We start from the raw sequence: 20,832 nt of genomic DNA on the forward strand, positions 1-20,832 counted from the left end.
AGTAACAGACGTGATAAATCAACACTGAAACAGTAACATCAGTGACAATCAGGAAAATACAGGAAGCTTTGGTTGATTTAAAAAATTGTGAGGCAGACAACGGCAGAAGCAGATCTGGCGATTATTTAGGCACTAAATGCCAAAGTCAGGTTGAAAAAAAGGCCGGGATATCCCGGCCTTTGGCGAGCTGTGATGCGGTGAAGGGGTTAACGTCCGGTGCGTCGCTGGCTGTTGAACAACGCCACGGCGCTAATCAGCGCCAGCGCTACCAGATAGTAGCTCGGGGCCAGCGCGGTGCCGGTCAGGCTAATCAGCAGCGTACAGATCAGCGGCGCAAAGCCGCCAAAAATGGTCACCGCCAGGTTGTAGGCAATCGCCATGCCGCTGGCACGGGTCTGCACCGGGAACAGATCGGCCATCATCGACGGCACGGCGGCAAAGTAGGCGGACTTCAGCAGCGCCATCCAGCCAACCAGCAGCATCAGCGTGGTCGGTGAGGTGTGATTGACCACCAGCATAAACGCCGGCCAGATGGTCACGCCCAGCAGCCCCAGCGCCCACCACATGATGCGCACCCGGCCGACCTTCTCCGCCCACAGGCCCATCAGCGGCGTGACCACCGTCAGGATCACCCCGGCCAGCAGCGTGGCACCAAAGGCCACCGAGCCGGAGAGATGCAGGTTTTTGGTGGCGTAGGTCGGCACATAGTTGAGCATGTAATTGACCCCGGTGGAGATCACCATCAGCCCCATCGCCAGCAGCAGCAGGGTTTTCTGCTGGCCTCCCAGCATCTTCAGCGGCGACTCCACCTTCTTCTGCGCCACAAAGCTGGCCGGCTCATGCACGTGGCGGCGGATATAAAGACCCACCGGGCCAATCAGCAGGCCAAAGAAGAACGGAATGCGCCATCCCCAGTCCTGAATCTGTGTTTCGGTCAGCCATGTGGTCAGCCCGAGGCCAAACGCGGCGGCCATCAGCGTGCTGGCCCCCTGGGTGGCGAACTGCCAGCTGGCGATAAACGCCCGCCGCTGCGGGAAATGCTCGACAAGGAACGCGGTAGAACTGCCGAACTCACCGCCGGCCGAAAAGCCCTGAATCAGCCGCGCCAGCAGGATAAGAAGCGGTGCCGCCACGCCGAGGGTTTCATAGCCCGGCATCACGGCGATCATCAGCCCGCCGATCATCATCAGCGTAATCGACACCAGCAGCGCCTTTTTGCGCCCGTGGCGGTCGGCATAGGCGCCGAGCACCACCGCGCCCAGCGGACGGATCAGGAACGAGATGCCGAAGCTGCCGAAGGTCAGCAGCAGCGAGACCGACGGGTCAGCCGTTGGGAAGAAGACGTGGGCGATATAGCTGGCAAAGAAGGCGTATACCGCGATATCAAACCACTCCAGCGCGTTACCGACGCAGGTGGCAAACAGCGTTTTGTACAGATTAGGCTGTACGACGGATTGCGTTTCAACGTGAGTGCTCATGCCTGCTCCTCCTGCGCACGGTGCGCGCGATGGCGGGCCAGCAGCTCGCCACCCTGTTCACCCAGATCCCAGAACAGCCGGGTCATCATCTGCAGCCCTTCACGGGCAATCGACCTGAGCATGTGTTCATCCACCGCATGCTGGCCACAGGCCGGGTAAGAGTGCGGTACCCACAGCGTGGGCAGGCCGAGGATCTGCGCAAACACGTCATTCGGCAGCGAACCGCCTAGGTTCGGCAGCAGCGCCGGCTTCTTGCCGCTGGTCTCGGCCATCGCCGCCAGCGCCCAGCCAACCAGCGGGTCGGTCGGGTCAAGGCGGGTGGCCGGCGAGCCACGCAGCACCTCAACCGCCACCTGCGGGAAGCCGTGGGCGTCGAGGTGAGCGCGCAGATGGCTGCCGATATTCTGCCAGTCGGTGTCCACCACAAAGCGCAGCTGGCACACCGCGCTGGCCGAACCGGGAATGGCGTTCATCGGCCGCTGCGGGTTGCCGGCCACCATTGCCAGCACCTCCAGCGTATTCCAGCCGTACAGGCGTTCGGTCGGCGTCAGGCCGGCTTCGCCCCACTGCGGGTCGATCTCCGGGCCACCGGGTTCACCAACCTCAATGTCGCTGAGGATCGCCTTCACCGCCGCGCTGATGGCCGGCGGCTTCAGCGCGGCCACCTGCAGCTGGCCGTGCGGGTTGACCAGGCAGGCCAGCGCGTTCGCCAGCTGGGTGCCCGGGTTGGTCAGCAGGCCGCCCCAGTTGCCGGAGTGGTAGTCGCGGTCGCGGGCGTGGATCGACAGGCGGAAGTTGACCGCACCGCGCGAACCAAGGAACAGCGTCGGCCGCTGCGCATTGAGGCGCGGACCGTCGGAGGCGATAAAAATATCCGCCCGCAACTTCTCCGCCTCGCGGCGGCACAGGTCAGCCAGCCCCGGCGAGCTGACCTCTTCGCCCATCTCAATCAGGAATTTGCAGTTAAAGCCGAGCTTGCCGCCGCGCGCGGCCGCTACCTGCTCCAGCGCGGCGATATTCACCGAGTGCTGGCCCTTGTTATCGGCGCTGCCGCGCCCGTACCAGCGGTCGCCCTCTTCCACCAGCTGCCACGGCGTCAGGCCGTCCCGCCAGTGCTCATCGTCGCCAAATACCACGTCGCCGTGGCCGTAGCACAGCAGGGTCGGCAGCGCCGCATCTTCAATGCGGGTCGCCAGCAGGAACGGCCGCGCCGGAGCCTGAGGATTGTCGAGCTGTTCGGTGGTAAAGCCCAGCGCCTGAAACGCCGGGGCCATTTCATCATCCAGATAGGCCTGGATCAGCGCGTCGCAGTCGTCACGCTGGCTCTCGCTGCGCAGCGCCACCCGCCGCGCCAGCAGCGCTTTAAACGCGCCGCTGTCAAAATACGCCGTGGCCTGCGCCACCGCCTGTTCACCTGTCATAGTCGGTCCGTTTGTTTGAATGTTTATGATTATGTTTTTTGTGTTTGCCCTGTAGTTGTATGCCAGCGACATGGCTTGCCACAATTATCAAATTAACAACGACGCTTTGCTCTCAAAGCAATGCTAATATGCACGATCCTGGCCCATGCCCCTTCAGAGAGCACACCTTGCACAGTACCGAAATCCGCTATTTTTTAGCCGTCGCCAGCTGCGGTTCACTCAGCGCCGCCAGCCAGCAGCTGTTTGTGGCCGTTTCGGCGATCAGCCGCCAGATCCAGCGGCTGGAGACGCAGGTCGGCTGCCCGCTGTTTGAGCGCCACGCGCGCGGCATGGTGCTGAACGATGCCGGTAAAATTTTCGAGAACCACGTGCGCCGCAGCCTGCTGGATATGGAGCACGCGCTGGCGGAGATCAAAGGGCTGACCGCCGTGCGCCGCACCGCCCTGCGCGTGGCCTGTACCGACGGCGCGGCCTTCAGCCTGCTGCCGCTGCTGTGCAGCCGCTTCCGCCAGCAGCGTCCGGGCGTCAGCTTTCACCTGAACGTCGTCGACACCCAGCAGATTGCCGCCCTGCTCAGCCGCGGCGAGTGCGATGTCGCCCTGCAGTTCAGCCTGTTTGCCGAGCCGGCGGTGGACGTTGCCGGCTCCTGGCCCGCGCCGGTGCTGCTGGTGATGCAGCGGGACCACCCGCTGGCCTCACGGCAGATTCGCCTCAGTGACCTGCAGGCCTACCCGCTGGCGCTGCCGCACACCGGCACCACCGTGCGCCAGCTGTTCGACCTCGCCTGCCAGATGGGTGGCACTTTTCTGGAGCCGGTGCTCACCTGCAACAATTTCAGCACCCTCCACACCTTTCTGATGCAGACGCCGCTAGCGGTGACCATCTGCAGCCAGTTCAGCGTGATGTATCCACAGGTGGAGCAGGAGCTGATACTGAAATCACCCGGCATTGAGCAGATGAGTCAGCGTTCGCTGCAGGTGCAGACCGCCTCCGGCCGCAAGCCAACGCAGGCACAAACGCTGTTCGTGGAGTTTGCCTGCCGCGAGCTGCAGCGGCAGGATCGGCAGATCCGCGAGGCTTTTGCGCTGTAAACACGGTACGGGCCGGTGAAACCATACCGCCCGGCGCAACGCGGGAGCGGCCATCGCTCAGCGCAGGCAAGGGGGAGTGGCAGCGGCTTTGCGCGGGGCGCAACATCAGCGTTCCGCCAGCGCGCTGCGGCTGCACCACAGCGCAGCGGCGCTCAGCGGTGCCAGCATCAGCAGGTAGTAGGCGGGTGCCAGCAGCGAACCGGTCAGCGCAATCAGCAGGGTGCAGATCATCGGTGCAAAGCCGCCGAACAGGGTGACCGCCACGTTATAGCCAATCGACATGCCGCTGGTGCGGATCCGGATGGGAAACAGATCGGCCAGCGCCGACGGCACGCAGGCAAAGTAAAACGACTGGGTAACCGCCAGCCAGCACACGACCAGCAGCAGCGTGGCTGATGACGGCCGGTGGGTCAGCAGCCAGAACGCCGGCCAGAGGCTGATTAACAGCGCCAGCACCGCTGCGGCCATCAGCGGTACGCGCCCCACCCGCTCCGCCAGCATCCCGACCAGCGGGGTCAGCAGCGTCAGCACCACCCCGGCGCTCAGGGTGGCCGCAAAACTGACGGAACCCGGCAGGTGCAGATTTTCCATCGCGTAGGTCGGCACAAAGTTGATCATATAGTTGATCCCGGTTGGCAGCACGATCAGCCCGGTAGCCAGCAGCAGGCGCGCCTTATGCTGCAACATCAGCAGCTTCAGCGGCGAATGGCCGGCACCTGGCGTCACAAAACCGGGCGGCTCCTGGATGTTGCGCCGCATCCACAGCCCGACAGGCCCCAGCAGCAGGCCAAAGATAAAGGGCACCCGCCACCCCCACGCATACAGCTGAGGCTCGGTGAGCCAGGCGGTCATCAGCCAGCCTGCGCCGGCGGCCAGCACGGTACTCGCGCCCTGGGTAGCGATCTGCCAGCTGGCGATAAACACCCTGCGTGCGGGAAAATGCTCAACCAGAAACGTAGTGGAGCTGCCGAACTCACCGCCGGCGGAAAAGCCCTGAATCAGCCGCGCCAGCAGCACCAGCAGCGGTGCCAGTAGCCCGATCTGCTGATAGCCAGGCATCAGCAGGATCATCAGTGTACCCAGCATCATCAGGCCGATGGTCAGCAGCAGCGCCTTTTTACGTCCGTGCCGATCGGCATAAGCGCCGAGTACCACGGCACCGAGGGGACGAATCAGAAAGGAGGCACCAAAACTGCCGAAGGTGAGCAGCAGCGCCACCGTGGGGTCGGCTGCCGGGAAGAAGGTCTGGCTGATGTAGCGGGCAAAAAAGGCATAAATGACCAGGTCGTACCACTCCAGCGCGTTGCCGGCGCAGGTGGCAGCCAGCGTCGGCAGCAGTCCGGGGGGTGCAGAGGCGCGGTGTTGTTTTGTGCAGGTCATGTGCGGGATTTCCTTCCGTTGAGGTTCTCACGACATAACTAGCAAAATTACCCATGGATATTTATCGAAAATCAGAGAGTTGTGCGCGGGGATGGCGCGGGTTAAGCACAAAAAAACCGGATTACCCTGTCGTCAGCCTGCTCAAGGGGGATCCGGCTGCTTTTCGCTTGCACCTGGCGTGGCCGCAGAAGGCAGCAGATGCATTTCCGGCTCTGCGGTTATCCCGGTTAAACTCCCCGGCCGCTGGCCGGGGAACGGGTTACTTCAGATCCACCTGGTAGAAGATATGCTTGCCGAACGGATCAACCTCGTAGCCGCTGACCTCCTTGCGCACCGGTTCGAAGATGGTCGAGTGGGCAATCATCACCGCCGGCGACTGGTCATGCATAATCTGCTGCGCCTCTTTATACATCGCCACGCGTTTGTCATGATCCTGCTCGGCGCGCGCGTTGGTAATCAGCTGGTCAAACGGTTTGTAACACCACTTCGCCGAGTTGGAGCCGCCGCTGGCAGAGGTGCAGCTGAACAGCGGGCCGAAGAAGTTATCCGGATCGCCGGTGGCGGTGGTCCAGCCCATCAGCGCCGCCTGATGCTCGCCGTCTTTTACTCGTTTCAGGTATTCGCCCCACTCGTAGGTAACGATATTCGCCTTAATACCGACCTTTGCCCAGTCCGACTGGATCATCTCCGCCATACGGCGGGCATTAGGGTTGTACGGGCGCTGCACCGGCATTGCCCACAGGTCAATGGTGGTGCCCGGCGCAATCCCGGCCTGCTTCAGCAGCGCCTGCGCCCCCTGGGGATCGTAGTCGTAGTCCTTCAGGTCGGCGTCCGCACTCCAGACGCCCGGCGGCAGCAGGTTTTTCGCCGCCGTGCCGGTGCCGTGGAATACCGCTTCAACGATCGCCGGCTTGTTAATCGCCATGGTCAGCGCCTGGCGCACCTTCACGTTATCCAGCGGGGCTTTCTGCGTGTTAAAGGCGAGGAAACCGGTGTTCAGCCCGGCCTTCTGCATCAGGGTGATATTTTTATTCTCCCCCAGCCGTGCCAGGTCGGCCGGGTTAGGGAACGGCATCACCTGGCATTCATTTTTTTCCACCTTGGCGGCGCGCACCGAGGCGTCCGGGGTGATGCTGAACACCAGCCGGTCCAGCTTCGCCTTGCCCTGCCAGTAGTCCGGGAAGGCGCGGTAGAGGATGCGTGCGTCCTTCTGGTACTGCACCAGCTCAAACGGCCCGGTACCGATCGGCTCGCGGTCGACTTTTTCCGGCGTGCCGGCTTTCAGCATCGCGTCGGCATATTCTGCCGGCAGGATCGAGGCAAAGTACCAGGCGAGATCGGCGAGGAACGGCGCTTCGGCGTGGGCCAGGGTGAAGCGCACGGTGTGCTCGTCGACCTTGTCGATGCTCTTCAGCAGCGTGCCCAGCTCCAGGCTTTCAAAGTTGGCGTAGCTGCCCTTCGAGACCTTGTGATACGGGTTGGCCGGATCTTTCTGACGCATAAACGAGAAGATCACGTCGTCGGCGTTAAAATCGCGCGTGGGCTTAAAGTTTTTGTTGCTGTGAAACTTCACCCCCTTGCGCAGATGGAAGGTGTAGACCGTGCCATCCGGGCTGATCTCCCAGCTTTCTGCCAGGCTCGGGATCAGTTCGGTAGTGCCGGGAGTGAAGTCCACCAGCCGGTTGTAAATCGGTACCGCGCTGGCGTCCACGCTGGTACCGGAGGTGTAGAGCTGCGGATTAAAGTTCTCCGGTGAGCCCTCTGAGCAGTAGACCAGCGTTTTGGCGGCGACGGCGGAGCCGGCGGTCAGTGAGAGCGCGGCGATCAGGGCGCTAATCAGTCTCTTGTTCATCTCCATCCTCATTTTTATTTGACAGTGTCCGGGGGCAGTGCGTAAAACCAGAAGGTAGCTGATTAATAAACCACACTATTCGTCATATTACCTAATCCGGGTAATCGGCAATCGATAAGGAATTGTGATGACTGTCTCACTGGAACGCCAGCTAACCGACCGTTTCTTCCGCTATCTGGCCGTCAGCAGCCAGAGTGACGCCACCGCCAGCGTGCTGCCGAGCACGCCGGAGCAGCATGATATGGCGCAGCTGCTGGCCGATGAGCTGCGCGCGCTGGGCCTGCAGCAGGTGGTGATTGATGAGTTCGCCACCGTCACCGCCGTGAAGCCCGGCAACCGTCCGGGGGCACCGCGCATCGGCTTTATCACTCATATCGACACCGTTGACGTCGGGCTGTCGCCGCACATTAAGCCGCAAAAGCTGCGCTTTGAGGGGCAGGATCTCTGCCTGAACGCGGAACAGGATATCTGGCTGCGTACCGCGCAGCACCCGGAAATCGCCCGCTATCAGGGGCAGGAGATTATCTTCAGCGACGGCACCAGCGTGCTGGGGGCAGATAACAAGGCGGCGGTCACGGTGGTGATGACGCTGCTGGAGAACCTGCGCGCGGATCAGCCGCACGGCGATATCGTGGTGGCCTTTGTGCCGGACGAGGAGATCGGCCTGCGCGGGGCCAAGGCGCTGGATCTGACCTCGCGTTTTAACGTCGATTTCGCCTACACCATCGACTGCTGCGAACTGGGGGAAGTGGTGTTTGAGAACTTTAACGCCGCGGCCGCCGAGATCCGCTTTACCGGCGTGGCGGCGCACCCGATGTCCGGTAAAGGGGTGCTGGTTAACCCGCTGCTGATGGCGTGGGATTTTATCGGCCACTTTGACCGCCAGCAGACGCCGGAGCACACCGAAGGCCGTGAAGGCTACACCTGGTTCAACGATATGCAGGCCGGTGCCAGCAGCGCGGTGCTGAAGGCATCAATTCGCGATTTTGACCTTGTCAGCTTCGCCGCACGCAAGCAGCAGATTGAGGCGGTGGCAGACAAAATTCGCCTGGCCAATCCAACCGGCCGCGTGGAAGTGAGCATCAGCGACACCTACAGCAACATCAGCAACGCGATCGGCGACGACCGCCGGCCGATTGATCTGATCTTCGCCGCAATGGCCGAACTGGACATTGAGCCGAAGGTGATCCCGATGCGCGGCGGCACCGACGGTGCCGCCCTGTCCGCCAAAGGGCTGCTGACGCCGAACTTCTTTACCGGCGCGCACAACTTCCACTCGCGCTTCGAGTTCCTGCCGCTGCCGTCGTTTGTGAAGTCGTATCAGCTGGCCGAGAAGATCTGCCTGCTGGCGGCACAGGCGTAATCTCCGGCTACCCGGACCCGCTGCCGGCCGCGCCTTTATTCTTCGTACACGTAAACGCGCAGCCGGTGGCCGTCGTCGTCAGCGGCGGTGAAGGTGTAGCCGAAGTCCATGCTGACCGGCTGCTGCAGAATATTTATCCCCCACTGCTGCCACTGCTGATGGCAGCTATCCACCTCTTCGCGGCTGGCGGCGCTCAGCACCAGTTCCGACTGGCTGCTGCCCGGCGTGGCCGCCGGGCGCACGCCGTCCCGCCGCCACAGGCCCAGCCGCCCGCCGTCCGGCAGCACAAACATGGCGAAGGTGGCCGACTGCTCAACCGGCGGCAGGCCCAGCAGACGCTGATAGAACGCGGCGCTGGCCGCCGGATCGCTGACGTACAGGATGGTGAAGTTTAGTGCTTTCATGGTGCTCTCCCCGTTGGTTGATACGCAGAGAGTACGCGGCGCCAGTGACAGTTTCCGTCAGTAGCCGAAGCCCTGCGCTTTAATGCCCTGCTGGCTGCGCCAGGTTTTCAGCAACGCGCTGCGCGACTGGCGGTAGCGGCGCTGGGTGTAGGTAATCGCAGTGATGCGGTCGAGGCGGAAGTGGCGAAAATCCCCGCGCAGTTCGCACCAGGCGATCAGCAGCTGCACGCTGTCGAAGTAACCGATCGCCAGCGGCCACAGCATGCGCTGGCTGACCTCATCACGCAGATCCAGATAATCAATACGCACGATGCGCTGCTGTTCGATCGCCCGGCGCAGCTCCGGCGTTTCACCGCTGATCGGCACGCTGACGGCGGCCGGCCCGACCAGCAGCGGCGACAGCTCCAGCTGGCTTCTCAGCTCGTCCGGCAGCACCGCGGCAATCTTGCTCAGCGCCGAGTGGGCGGCACCGGCCAGCTCGTTGTCGGCGCGGCTGCCGACCCAGCGTGAGCCGAGCACCAGGGCGGCGATCTCCGCCTGGCTGAACATCAGCGGCGGCAGGGTAAAACCGGGGCGCAGCACGTAGCCCAGCCCGGCTTCGCCGACGATATCGGCCCCCTGCTGTTGCAGCGTGGCGATATCACGATACAGGGTGCGGGTGCTGATGCTGAGTTGTTCAGCCAGCTGATGCGCGGTCACCGGAAAGCGGTGGTTACGCAGAAGCTGCAGGATATCGAGCAGGCGCTGGGCGCGTGACATGATGGGGTGACCTTTAGAGAAAAATGGAAAGGGTGGCGATGGGCGGATAATAACGTAAAAAGGGGCCGACAGAGCGGCCCCGTGGGGTAAAAATGGTCTTCTCGGACGAATTATTTCACTGAAACGTCGATGCCCGGGAAGTACTTCGCGGCCAGTTTAGTGATGGTGCCGTCGTTCTGCACTTTGACGATCGCCTCATCCAGCGCGGCTTTCAGCTTAGTGTCGTCCTTACGCAGGCCGTAACCGATGCCGCTGCCGAGGATCTTGTCGTCATCGACCGCCTGGCCGATAAAGCCGAAGCCTTTACCCTGCGGTTTGTCGAGGAAGCCGGACTGACCGGCGGCCGACATCACCAGCGTGCCGTCAAGACGGCCGGCAACCATGTCGTTATACACCTGGTTCTGATCCTGATAGGAGGTCACGGTAACCCCTTTCGGCTCCCAGTGCTGCTTGGCGTAGGTTTCCTGAATAGACCCCTGCAGCACGCCGATGTTTTTACCCTGCAGCCCTTCAGCCGTCGCCTCTTTTACCGCGCCGGTTTTACCGATCAGCATGCTTGGAATGCGATAGATCGGTTTGGTAAAACCGATGCTTTTAGCCCGCGCTTCGGTGATATTCATCGCGGAGTTGATAGCGTCAAACTTCTTTGCCGACAGCGCCGGGATCAGCGCGTCAAAGCTGCTCTCCACCCAGCTGCAGGTAAAGTTGCCCACCTTACAGATGGCGTTACCCAGCTCGATATCAAAGCCTTCCAGCTCACCCTGCGCGTTGCGGCTTTCAAACGGCGGATACTGTGATTCCACGCCGTAACGCAGATTTTCTGCCATCACCGACATGGAGGCCAGCAGACCGGCCACGACGCACAACGCATTGATTTTCTTCATTCACTTCCCCTCATGATGTTTATTTTAGCGAGGCTTAACCTGACACAGCGCGCGTGCGCCGGCCTTCAGGGTGGCTTCGTCTTTTGCGAAAGAGAGACGGATTAACTTATTGTCGGTGCCGTCGGTGTAAAACGCCGACAGCGGAATGGTTGCTACGCCGTAATCGACAATCAGACGTTTTACCATTTCAGCGTCGGTTTCGTCACTGAAATCCTTAAAACTGGCGAGCATAAAGAAGGAACCCGCCGACGGCAGCAGGGTAAACGGCGAATCCTGCAGCAGGCTGGCCAGCAGATCGCGCTTGCGCTGATAGAACTCGCCCAGGCCGAGATAGTTTTCCGGCTGCTGCAGATAGTCGGCAAAGGCCACCTGCATCGGCGTATCGGCGGCGAACATCATAAACTGATGCACCTTAACCACCTCTTCCATCAGCGCCGCCGGGGCCAGCAGATAGCCGACGCGCCAGCCGGTGACGTGGAAGGTTTTACCGAACGAACTGACGATTACGCTGCGCGCCGCCAGCTCCGGGTGGGTGGCCATACCGTGATGACGGCGGCCGTCGAACAGGATATGTTCGTAAACCTCGTCGGAGAGCACGATGATATCCGTGTTGCGCAACATAAGCGCCAGCCGGTCCAGATCCGCAGCGCTCAGCACCTGCGAGCTGGGGTTGTGGGGCGTGTTAATAATGATCATCCGGGTGCGCGGCGTGATGGTGGCCGCCAGTTCGTCCCAGTTGATGCTGAAATCACCGGCCTGCAGCTTAAGGCCGATCGCCGTCGCCCCCTGCAGCCGCACCATCGGCGCATAGCTGTCAAACGCCGGTTCAAAGAAAATCACCTCGTCGCCGGGGTGCACCAGCCCGGCAATCGCCGCAAACAGCCCTTCGCTGGCGCTGGCGGTGACCAGCACTTCGCTGGCGGCGTCATAGCGCTGGCCGTAAAGGGTTTCCACCTTGTCTGCCAGCGCCGCGCGCAGCGGCGGGTAGCCGGTCATTGACGCATACTGGTTATGCCCCTGCTGCATCGCGCGGGTGACGCCGGCCACAAGCTGCGGGTCGCAGCTGAAGTCCGGCGCGCCCTGTGACAGGTTGATCGCGTTATGCTGCGCGGAGAGCTGACCAATCACCGAAAAAATGGTGGTGCCGACATCAGGTAATTTAGAGCGCGGCTGCAGCGCAGATTTGAGGGCCATGGGAACTCCGGTTCGGGTAATTTACTGTGTAAGGGGGGTCAGCGACCGCTGTCCTATTCAACGTGGCGCACCTTGAGTGAACAAGCGATTTGTTGTCATAATAGCTATGACTTTTTCACATAGCTCAGAGGCCCTGCATGACCCAGCGCACGCTGCCGTTAAACGCCATTCACGCTTTCATCGTTACCGCCCGTCACCTGAACCTGACCCGGGCGGCGGCTGAGCTGTGCATTACCCAGGGCGCGGTCAGTCGCAAAATCAGTGCGCTGGAGGGCTGGCTGGGCTTTGCGCTGTTCGATCGCCACGCGCGCGGCCTGCACCTGACGCCGCAGGGCAGCAGCCTGCTGCCCGCGCTGCAGGCGGGCTATCAGCAGATGCTGGATGCTGCGCTGCAGGCCAGCCGCCAGCATGCCACCATCCGGCTACGCGCCCCCACCTGCGCTATGCGCTGGCTGGTGCCGCGGCTGGTTGCGCTGGAGAAGGCGCATCCGGAGCTGCACGTGGCGCTGACCACCACCGTCGATCACCGGCCGAGGCTGGAGAACTTCGACGCCGCGATAGTCTATGGCCATGAACCGGTGGGGAGGCTGTTGTTTGAAGAGGCGCTAATCCCGGTGCTGGCACCCGGCCTGCTGCCTGCCGGGACGCAGGACGCTGCGGCGCTGACGGCGCTGACCTTTCTGCACCCCACCGCCGACCGCCGCGACTGGCAGCTGTGGCTGGCGGTGCAGGGGCAGCAGCTGGAGATGCGCCGCAGCCAGCACTTCGCTACCATGGATCTGGCGATCGCCGCGGCGATCCAGGGGTTTGGCGTCACGGTCGCCGACCAGACGCTGGTGGTGGATGACCTGGCGGCGCAGCGGCTGGTTGCCCCGCTGCCCCACCCGGTGAAGACCGGCGCGCTCTACAGCCTGATCCTGCGCCCGGAGGCTGGCGCGCCGCCGGGGCTGGATCGGCTGGTCAGCGGGCTGTCAGGCTGAGGCCGACAGGCGGAACCTGGCCACCGACTGCGACAGCGCTTCGGTCTGACGCGCCAGCGAGCTGGCCGCTGCTGAAACTTCCTGCACCAGCGTGGCGTTCTGCTGGGTGACGGTGTCCATCTCCGCCACGGCGGTGCCGACCTGCGAGATGCCTTTGCTTTGCTCCGCCGACGCACCGGCGATCTGCTGCATAATCGCCGTCACTTCGCCGACCGCGCGCAGGATCTCGTCCATGGTGTCGCCGGCCGCCGCCACCAGCGTTGAGCCGTTGTTGACCCGGCTGACCGAGTCGCCGATCAGCCCTTCAATCTCCTTCGCCGCGGCGGCGCTGCGCTGGGCGAGGTTACGCACCTCGCTGGCCACTACCGCAAAGCCGCGCCCCTGTTCGCCGGCGCGCGCCGCTTCTACCGCCGCGTTCAGCGCCAGAATATTGGTCTGGAAGGCGATGCTGTTAATCACCGACGTAATTTCAGCAATTTTCTTCGAGCTGCCGGCAATGCCCTGCATGGTGCTGACCACCTGACCGACCAGCACCCCGCCCTTGCCGGCGGTAGCGGACGCCGCTTCCGCCAGCTGGCTGGCCTGATGCGCGTTGTCGGCGTTGAATTTCACCGTTGCGGTCAGCTGCTCCATGCTGGCGGCGGTCTCTTCCAGCGCCGCCGCCTGCTGCTCGGTGCGTGAGGAGAGGTCGTTATTGCCGCTGGAGATCTCCTCAGCCCCGCGCCAGATGCCGTCGGTGCCGCTGCGAATGGCGCTAACCGCATCGCGCAGGCTGTCCTGCATCGCGCTCAGCAGCGGGACCAGCTGGCCGACGCAGTTGCGGCCCATATCCTCAACCGGCTGGCTGAGATCGCCGTCGGCAATCAGGCGGAACTGCTGGCGGATGCGGTCCAGCGGACGCACCAGCATGCTGACCAGATAGCGATCGGTAAACAGCAGGATCAGCAGCCCGGCGGCCAGCGCCAGCGCCAGCACCACTTTGGTCATCAGCGTCAGCCGGTCGACGGTCACCCGGGTCTGATCGAGCTTGGCGGTGGCGGCGGCGTTGAACTGTTCAACGTGGCTGCCAAATTCCCGACTCAGCGCCGGGGTGACGCTACTGGCGTGCCGGCGAAACGCCTCACTGTTGCCCTGCGCCGCCAGCTGCATCTGCGGGTTCACGCCGCGATCGAGCAGCTGCTGCCAGCTGTTGATCACCGGTGTCACCAGTTCATCGCCCAGCGGGCCGGGCGCCTGCTCTTTAAATCGGACCAGCAGGCCGTTCATGTTATCCAGCGCCTTCTGCGCCGAGGCCAGCTCCTCCGGCTTACCGGAGTCGAGCGCGCGGGTCAGGCGGGTAATAAAGCGGAAATAGCGGTCATTGCCCTGGCTTAGCGTGTTCATCTGGCTGACAAGCTCACGATCCAGCGCGTTGCCCTGCGCTAACTGATTAAGCGAATAGATGCTGTAGCCGCCCACCGCCCCCCACAGCAGGCAGAACAGTCCGAGCACCCACAGCATGACCGCACGGATGGTGTAGTTTTTTAAAAGTTGCATAGTGACTCCATAACCTGGTGAAACCGTTGAGATTTTAGTTTTTAGGGTATTCAACGTAGGTTATCGGCATATTTACGGCAAAGGTGAGCAGATAACACTATAGAAAGGATACTGAATCGCCCGATCGTACCAGGCGAAAGAACAGGATAAGCCGCTGTTGTGACAGAGTATTCTTCTTTAAACCCGCCAATAAATCAGCAGATAACGTTATCTGTGGCCGCAACAAAAGTATTTCTGATTGTTTCAGTACGGGCGTTTCTCCCCGCAGAGCGCCGTAGGTTGTTTAAAAAACCCTCCCCTTGGTGGTTTTGCAGATTATGCTGATAGCAGAGCCGTACCGCGGGCGGCAGGATCTCAGCGCCCGACGCGGCGCGTTTTACGCGCCCGCCCCCTTCTGCTATCTAAAAGGATGACCCGATGTTTACCTCAATCAATAACGGATTTTCCCGCTTCGCCGATGCACCCGATTTTGGCAAATTGCTGCTGCGCGTCTCGCTCGGGGCGCTGCTGCTGTTCCACGGCTTCTTTAAAATGCAGCACGGCGTCGGCTGGATCGCGCGCCTGCTGGAGGGGCACGGCCTGCCGGGCTTTATCGCTTACGGGGCCTATATCGGTGAGGTGCTGGCACCGGCGATGATCGTGCTCGGCCTGCTGACCCGCCCGGCGGCGCTGGTGATAGCAATCAATCTGGTGGTGGCGACGCTGCTGGCGAAGAGCGGCGTGTTCTGGGATCGCACCGCGGTCGGTGCCTGGGCGCTGGAAGTGGAAGCGCTGTACCTGTTCGGCGCGCTGGCGGTGATGTTCCTCGGCGCCGGACGCTATACGCTGGTGCGCGACGGTAGCCTGACCTGAGACGTGGCCTGCCCGCGCTCAGGCGGGCAGGCCCGCGTTACTGCGGGTGCCAGGCGAAACGGTATTTCGCCACCAGCATCAGGCTGGTCAGCACCGCCGGGATCGCCAGGAAAGAGAAGACGTCGGTAATATTCCAGCCCATTGACAGCATCTGCGCACCGGCAAAGGCGCTGAGAATGGCACCGATGCGACCAATGCCGTGCATCCAGCTGGAGCCGGTAGCGCGGGCGCGGGTCGGATAGTAGCTGGCCGAGAGCGCATTCATGCCGGTGTTGGCGCCGTTGAGGCAGAAACCGCTGCAGAAGGCGATGGCGCTCAGCAGCCAGGCATCCGCCGGTGCGAAACCGATGCCTACCGTGGCAATGGCGCCGCTAAAGTAGATGGCGGCCAGCGCCAGGTTCGCGTTAAAGCGATCCATCATCCAGCCGGCAAACAGCGAGCCGACCGTGCCGCCCGCCTGATACATGGCGGTCACCAGCGCCGCCTGGGTCACCGTCATGCCGACATCTTTTACCAGCGACGGCAGCCAGCTGCCGATCAGGTAAACCAGAAACAGCCCCATAAAGTAGCTGCCCCACAGCATCAGGCTGCCAAAGCGGTACTGGCGCGACAGTACCAGCCGCACCGCGGCCTCTTTTACCTGCGGTTCGTTAAGCTCAAAGCGGCTGTCTTCCCGGGTGCTGCCCGGCCGCATCCGCTCGACGATCTGCCGTACCTGCGCAGCGGGAGCGTTGCGCGTCAGCATAAAACGCACCGACTCCGGCAGCCCGCGCATCAGCAGCGGCAGCAGCAGCAGCGGCAACACGCCGCCCATCACCAGCACCGAATGCCAGCCGTAATGCGGGATCAGCCAGGAGGCGGCAAAGCCGCCGCTGGCCGCGCCAAAGGTGAAGCCGCAGAACACCACGGTGATCAGAAACGCCCGTTTACGCTCCGGCGAATACTCCGCCACCAGCGTGCCGACGTTGGGCATCGCTGCGCCCAGCCCCAGCCCGGTCAGGAAGCGGAACAGCATCAGCTGGTCAAGATTTTGCGAAAAGGCGGTGGCCAGCGTCCACAGGCCAAAGAAGAACACGCTGCTGAGGATCATCACCCGGCGGCCAAAGCGGTCGGCCAGCGGCCCGGCAAACATCGCCCCCAGCGCCAGCCCGATCAGCGCGGCGCTGATTACCAGCCCGAGCTGGTGGTTACTGACGCCCCAGGCGGTTTTCAACGCCGGAGCAATAAAGCCCATCAGCGCAATATCCATGCCGTCCATCGCCACAATGGCAAAGCTCAGGGCAATAATGCGTTTCTGATAACGGCTCAGGCCACCCTGGTTGATTAATCCACGGATATCGATCGCTGCGGTACGGTTCACTTCGCGCTCCCTGGCTGGTTGACTCCCTGCGGCAGAGCGCGGGACCGGTAAAAATTGCTGGCTATCATAACGGATAGTGATGACGTTGACTCGTAAAAATGGGCAGTTTTTCGATAATGATTATCATTTCGGAGCATTGCACCGCAGCCCTGACGGGCGAAGAACGATAAGCTATACGCATATCCCGGCCGCTAAGAGGGAATAAAAGTAATAGATACGCCGGTATTTCCACCAAATGTTAATTAATTTTTGCAATAAGGTTAACAAAACCCACAGGCAAGACTTGCCAGGGCCTCCTGCGGGTTACTACTCTGAGCTATGGACAAAAATTACGTTTTTAATCAGCGCATTCGCCTGCGCCACCTGCATACCTTCGTGGCCGTTGCCCAGCAAGGCACGCTGGGCCGTGCCGCCGAAACGCTGTCGCTCAGCCAGCCGGCGCTGTCAAAAACGCTTAACGAGCTGGAAGAGCTGACCGGCGTGCGGCTGTTCGAGCGCGGGCGGCTGGGTGCACAGCTGACCACCATGGGCGAACAGTTCCTTACTCACGCGGTGCGGGTACTGGACGCGCTGAACCATGCCGGGCAGAGTTTCCACCTGCCGCAGGCGCGCGATCCGGAGGTGCTGCGGGTCTGCGTGCTGACCACGGTGGCGCTGGGGATGCTGCCGTCGATCCTCGAACGGTTTCACCAGCAGCAGCCGCAGACCATCGTGCAGGTCGCGACCCTGCACAATAACGTGCTGCTGGCCGGGCTGAAGGCCGGTGAGTTTGACGTGGGTATTGGCCGCATGGCCGATCCCGGCCTGATGACCGGCCTGACCTATGAGCTGCTGTTTCTTGAGTCGATGCGGCTGGTGGTGCGCCCCGACCATCCGCTTCTAAGTGACAACGTCACGCTGTCGAAAGCGCTGTCATGGCCGGTGGTGATCTCCCCGGAAGGTACCGCCCCACGGCGCGTTGCCGAGGCGATGCTTAAAGACCAGGGCTGCCGCCTGCCCGCCACGCTGGTCGAGACCTCAGCCACTTCCCTGGCGCGCCAGCTGGCCTTACGCGCCAGCTACGTCTGGTTTGTGCCCTCCGGTGCGATCAAGGACGACCTGCTGCACAATGCGCTGGCGGCGCTGCCGATCTCCTCGCACGGGCCGGGCGAACCGGTGGGCATCGTCACCCGCTCCGGCAAGCCGCTGAGCCTGAGTGCCGAAGTGTTTTTATCCACGGTACGTAAATCCCACTCCGGCTGAACGGAGTGCCTTGCACGGCGGGGCATCCCTTACCTGCCAGCCTGTTATGGCGGCTAAGCTCCCGATGCGCATACTGCCGGGTCTCGCCTGCTGTCGAGCTCAATCACGGCCGTAATCCTGTACCGGCGCTAGCGGCTGCGTTTCGCATGGCGTTCGCGGTTCTCCTGGCGCGCCTGCTCGCTTTTACGCAGGCCGACGTAACAGGCACCGCTGCCGCCGTCTTGCGGCCGGGCGGCACAAAACGCCTGTACCGACTCAAACTGCGGCAGCCAGCGCATCAGATAGCTGCGCACGATATTGGCATGAGACCGATCGTGGCGGCCTTTACCGTGCACGATCAGCAGGTTGCGCCAGTTCTCCTGCTGCGCCTGGCCGATAAACAGATACAGCCGCTGGCGGCACTGTTCCACCGAAACCCCACGCAGATCGATACTGGCCTGCGGGGCATATTTCCCCAGCCAGAGTTTGTCAACCACGCCCTGCTGCATGCCGGCCGCCTGCCACGCGAGATCGGTGGTGCAGGGGACGATCTCCAGCAGTCCGCTGGTCAGCGGGTTATCGAGCTGCAGCTCCTGCTGGCGATCGCGGTCGGGCCTGGTCGCGGACACCGGCAGCCACAGCGTGCTGCCGCAGGTTTTCAGCGGGGTAACGTCACCCATCGCCTGTTGAAAAAGATCGTTGTCGTCATGATGGCAGGTCATCGCCTCTCCCCCGATGCTGTAGATTGCCACCTGCGTAATGCGGGGGCGGATAAATTTTAGCATACGTCGTTAAAGGAAGATCTGACCGTCATCAGACCGGGTCAGCAACCGTCGCGTCGTCACCGCGACTGATTAGCAGACTTAAACTAAATTTATTTAAGGCAACCGTTGAATCCATTAAAATTGATTTAGATCAAGTTTACAGTTATTAACGAAGCAGAACCTCTACCCGGCTAATGCACGGAGATAATTTTTAGCGTATAGAGCGGCAAGTACGATGAAGACTGGATTGTTACACGTGAATCACATAAAGAAACAATTTTCGCAACATACTTATATTTAATACCTTTTAACTGCTCAGATGAGTTTTCATCCGACCTGTAACAGGGTAAAATTGATTCCAGTCAATTATCATCGAGCGTAGATTATGATTCCCGAAAAGCGAATTATCAGCAGACGCGTACAATCCGGCGGTTGCGCCATTCACTGCCAGGATTGCAGTATCAGCCAGCTTTGCATCCCGTTCACACTTAACGAGCACGAGCTTGACCAGCTGGACAATATCATCGAGCGTAAAAAGCCGATCCAGAAGGGACAAACGCTGTTCAAGGCCGGTGACGAGCTGAAGTCGATCTACGCTATCCGTGCGGGCACCATTAAAAGCTACACCATCACCGAGCAGGGCGATGAACAGATTACCGGTTTCCATCTCGCCGGCGACCTGGTAGGCTTTGACGCCATCAGCGCTAACCAGCACCCGAGCTTTGCCCAGGCGCTGGAAACCGCGATGGTCTGCGAAATTCCCTTTGAAACGCTGGATGACCTGTCGGGAAAAATGCCCAACCTGCGCCAGCAGATCATGCGTCTGATGAGCGGCGAAATCAAAGGCGACCAGGAGATGATCCTGCTGCTGTCGAAAAAGAACGCCGAGGAGCGTCTGGCCGCCTTTATTTATGGCCTGTCACGCCGCTTCGGCCAGCGCGGTTTCTCGCAGCGCGAGTTCCGTCTGACCATGACCCGTGGTGATATCGGCAACTATCTTGGCCTGACGGTGGAAACCATCAGCCGCCTGCTCGGCCGCTTCCAGAAAAACGGTATGCTGGCGGTGAAAGGCAAATACATCACCATTGAAAATCATGAAATCCTCTCCCAGCTGGCCGGCCAGAGCCGCGCAATTGGCTGACCCTTTGCCGGGTTAATATTTGTTATTTTATTGATCCGGCAACAACTTTTCCGCTTTTTCCTTTGCCATGATTGGGCTATCTTTAAACGACATGCTCAGCGTAGGGGAACCCGTTATGGCTAACTATCAGAATATCCTTGTGGCGATCGACCCGCAGCAGGACGACCAGCCCGCATTGCGCCGTGCCGTCTATCTTAATCAACGGCTTGGCGGCAAAATCACCTGTTTTCTGCCGATTTACGACTTCTCCTATGAGATGACCACCCTGCTCTCCCCTGATGAACGCCAGACCATGCGCAAAGGGGTGATCGGTCAACGCACTGAGTGGATCCGCGAACAGGCGCAGGCTTATCTGGCCGCCGGGGTGCAGATCGACATTAAAGTGGTGTGGCACAACCGGCCGTTCGAAGCGATTATTCAGGAAGTGCTAAACCACCAGCATGACCTGGTGATTAAGATGGCCCACCAGCACGATCGCCTGCAGGCGGTGGTGTTCACACCGACCGACTGGCATCTGTTGCGCAAGTGCCCGTGCCCGGTATGGATGGTGAAAGACCAAACCTGGCCGGAAGGCGGCAAAGCCGTGGTGGCGGTTAATCTCGCGAGCGAAGAACCGCATCACGACCCGCTGAACGCCAAGCTGGTGCGCGAAACCCTCGACCTGGCGGAGCGGGTTAACCATACCGAAGTGCATCTGGTCGGGGCCTACCCGATTACGCCGATCAATATCGCCATTGAGCTTCCCGACTTCGACCCGAGCGTCTACAACGACGCCATCCGCGGCCAGCACCTGGTGGCGATGAAGGCGCTGCGGCAGTCGTACAGCATCGATGAGAAGTTTACCCACGTTGAAAAGGGTCTGCCGGAAGAGGTGATCCCGGCCGTCGCCGAGCATCTGGACGCCGGCGTGGTGGTGCTGGGCACCATCGGCCGCACCGGTTTTTCCGCTGCGTTTCTTGGCAATACCGCAGAGCAGGTGATCGATCACCTGCGCTGCGATCTGCTGGCGATTAAGCCCGATGGATTTATCTCGCCGGTGGCGCTGGATAACGATGAAGATGATTAAGCCCAGCGGCTTATTGTTGCCAGCCTGTTAAAATTAGCGCCGGATAAGCAGAATAAATCTGACTTCCGGCGCAATAATCACTTTTA

The 20,832-nt window shown here is 61.3% G+C and carries 18 protein-coding genes; 7 read left to right on the plus strand and 11 right to left on the minus strand.

Annotated features, from left to right (window positions below; genetic code table 11):
- Positions 1 to 206: 206 nt before the first annotated feature.
- Positions 207 to 1,478, minus strand: a complete 1,272-nt coding sequence (locus ASF13_RS15710; protein WP_056238088.1) for an MFS transporter — start codon at positions 1,476 to 1,478, stop codon at positions 207 to 209.
- Positions 1,475 to 2,899 (minus strand): M20 family metallopeptidase, encoded by a 1,425-nt coding sequence (locus ASF13_RS15715; protein ID WP_056238089.1) that lies wholly within the window; start codon positions 2,897 to 2,899, stop codon positions 1,475 to 1,477. The genes ASF13_RS15710 and ASF13_RS15715 overlap by 4 nt, the downstream gene beginning before the upstream one ends.
- A 167-nt stretch (positions 2,900 to 3,066) precedes the next feature.
- Between ASF13_RS15715 and ASF13_RS15720 the strand changes: the two genes are divergently transcribed.
- Positions 3,067 to 3,990 carry a LysR family transcriptional regulator gene (locus ASF13_RS15720; RefSeq protein WP_056238091.1) on the plus strand — a complete coding sequence of 308 codons (924 nt, stop codon included), beginning with the start codon at positions 3,067 to 3,069 and terminating at the stop codon, positions 3,988 to 3,990.
- A 105-nt stretch (positions 3,991 to 4,095) separates the two neighbouring features.
- Here the strand turns inward: ASF13_RS15720 and ASF13_RS15725 are convergent, their stop codons facing one another.
- Positions 4,096 to 5,370: an MFS transporter gene (locus ASF13_RS15725; protein ID WP_056238096.1), complete on the minus strand. Its 1,275-nt coding sequence runs from the start codon at positions 5,368 to 5,370 to the stop codon at positions 4,096 to 4,098.
- Positions 5,371 to 5,629: 259 nt separating this feature from the next.
- Entirely contained in the window at positions 5,630 to 7,222 is a 1,593-nt protein-coding gene (locus ASF13_RS15730; RefSeq protein ID WP_056238098.1) for an ABC transporter substrate-binding protein, read from the minus strand.
- Between the two features lie 127 nt (positions 7,223 to 7,349).
- Between ASF13_RS15730 and pepT the strand changes: the two genes are divergently transcribed.
- Positions 7,350 to 8,585: a peptidase T gene (pepT, locus tag ASF13_RS15735; RefSeq protein ID WP_056238103.1), complete on the plus strand. Its 1,236-nt coding sequence runs from the start codon at positions 7,350 to 7,352 to the stop codon at positions 8,583 to 8,585.
- A 35-nt stretch (positions 8,586 to 8,620) separates the two neighbouring features.
- Here pepT and ASF13_RS15740 read toward each other — a convergent pair whose 3' ends face one another.
- The 4 genes from ASF13_RS15740 to ASF13_RS15755 all read right to left on the minus strand — a co-directional run bounded on the left by ASF13_RS15740 (position 8,621) and on the right by ASF13_RS15755 (position 11,826).
- Positions 8,621 to 8,989, minus strand: coding sequence for a VOC family protein (locus ASF13_RS15740; protein ID WP_056238106.1), 369 nt, complete (start codon positions 8,987 to 8,989; stop codon positions 8,621 to 8,623).
- Between the two features lie 57 nt (positions 8,990 to 9,046).
- Positions 9,047 to 9,748 (minus strand): YafY family protein, encoded by a 702-nt coding sequence (locus ASF13_RS15745; RefSeq protein WP_056238109.1) that lies wholly within the window; start codon positions 9,746 to 9,748, stop codon positions 9,047 to 9,049.
- 110 nt (positions 9,749 to 9,858) lie between these two features.
- Positions 9,859 to 10,632 (minus strand): transporter substrate-binding domain-containing protein, encoded by a 774-nt coding sequence (locus ASF13_RS15750; RefSeq protein ID WP_056238113.1) that lies wholly within the window; start codon positions 10,630 to 10,632, stop codon positions 9,859 to 9,861.
- Positions 10,633 to 10,656: 24 nt separating this feature from the next.
- Positions 10,657 to 11,826: a methionine aminotransferase gene (locus tag ASF13_RS15755; RefSeq protein ID WP_056238116.1), complete on the minus strand. Its 1,170-nt coding sequence runs from the start codon at positions 11,824 to 11,826 to the stop codon at positions 10,657 to 10,659.
- Between the two features lie 137 nt (positions 11,827 to 11,963).
- Between ASF13_RS15755 and ASF13_RS15760 the strand changes: the two genes are divergently transcribed.
- On the plus strand, positions 11,964 to 12,806 hold the full coding sequence (locus ASF13_RS15760) for a LysR substrate-binding domain-containing protein (protein ID WP_056238118.1): 843 nt from the start codon (positions 11,964 to 11,966) through the stop codon (positions 12,804 to 12,806).
- Here the strand turns inward: ASF13_RS15760 and ASF13_RS15765 are convergent.
- Positions 12,798 to 14,342 carry a methyl-accepting chemotaxis protein gene (locus ASF13_RS15765; RefSeq protein ID WP_082502366.1) on the minus strand — a complete coding sequence of 515 codons (1,545 nt, stop codon included), beginning with the start codon at positions 14,340 to 14,342 and terminating at the stop codon, positions 12,798 to 12,800. The genes ASF13_RS15760 and ASF13_RS15765 overlap by 9 nt on opposite strands.
- A 417-nt stretch (positions 14,343 to 14,759) precedes the next feature.
- On the opposite strand from ASF13_RS15765, the gene ASF13_RS15770 reads away from it, so the two are divergent.
- Positions 14,760 to 15,194: a DoxX family protein gene (locus ASF13_RS15770; RefSeq protein WP_056238120.1), complete on the plus strand. Its 435-nt coding sequence runs from the start codon at positions 14,760 to 14,762 to the stop codon at positions 15,192 to 15,194.
- A 37-nt stretch (positions 15,195 to 15,231) separates the two neighbouring features.
- Here ASF13_RS15770 and ASF13_RS15775 read toward each other — a convergent pair whose 3' ends face one another.
- Positions 15,232 to 16,554: an aromatic acid/H+ symport family MFS transporter gene (locus tag ASF13_RS15775; protein WP_056238124.1), complete on the minus strand. Its 1,323-nt coding sequence runs from the start codon at positions 16,552 to 16,554 to the stop codon at positions 15,232 to 15,234.
- Positions 16,555 to 16,872: 318 nt separating this feature from the next.
- On the opposite strand from ASF13_RS15775, the gene ASF13_RS15780 reads away from it, so the two are divergent.
- Positions 16,873 to 17,796: a LysR substrate-binding domain-containing protein gene (locus tag ASF13_RS15780; protein WP_056238126.1), complete on the plus strand. Its 924-nt coding sequence runs from the start codon at positions 16,873 to 16,875 to the stop codon at positions 17,794 to 17,796.
- A gap of 128 nt (positions 17,797 to 17,924) precedes the next feature.
- On the opposite strand, the gene smrA is transcribed toward ASF13_RS15780, so the two are convergent.
- A complete protein-coding gene (smrA, locus tag ASF13_RS15785) occupies positions 17,925 to 18,497 on the minus strand; it encodes a DNA endonuclease SmrA (RefSeq protein ID WP_056238484.1) in 573 nt (190 codons plus the stop codon).
- A 427-nt stretch (positions 18,498 to 18,924) separates the two neighbouring features.
- On the opposite strand from smrA, the gene ASF13_RS15790 reads away from it, so the two are divergent.
- Together ASF13_RS15790 and uspE are read left to right on the plus strand one after the other, a co-directional pair.
- A complete protein-coding gene (locus ASF13_RS15790) occupies positions 18,925 to 19,680 on the plus strand; it encodes an FNR family transcription factor (RefSeq protein WP_056238130.1) in 756 nt (251 codons plus the stop codon).
- A gap of 115 nt (positions 19,681 to 19,795) precedes the next feature.
- Positions 19,796 to 20,746, plus strand: coding sequence for a universal stress protein UspE (uspE, locus tag ASF13_RS15795; RefSeq protein WP_056238132.1), 951 nt, complete (start codon positions 19,796 to 19,798; stop codon positions 20,744 to 20,746).
- Positions 20,747 to 20,832: the final 86 nt, after the last annotated feature.

The sequence above is a fragment of the Erwinia sp. Leaf53 genome (genome assembly GCF_001422605.1).
Taxonomy (GTDB): Bacteria; Pseudomonadota; Gammaproteobacteria; order Enterobacterales; family Enterobacteriaceae; genus Erwinia.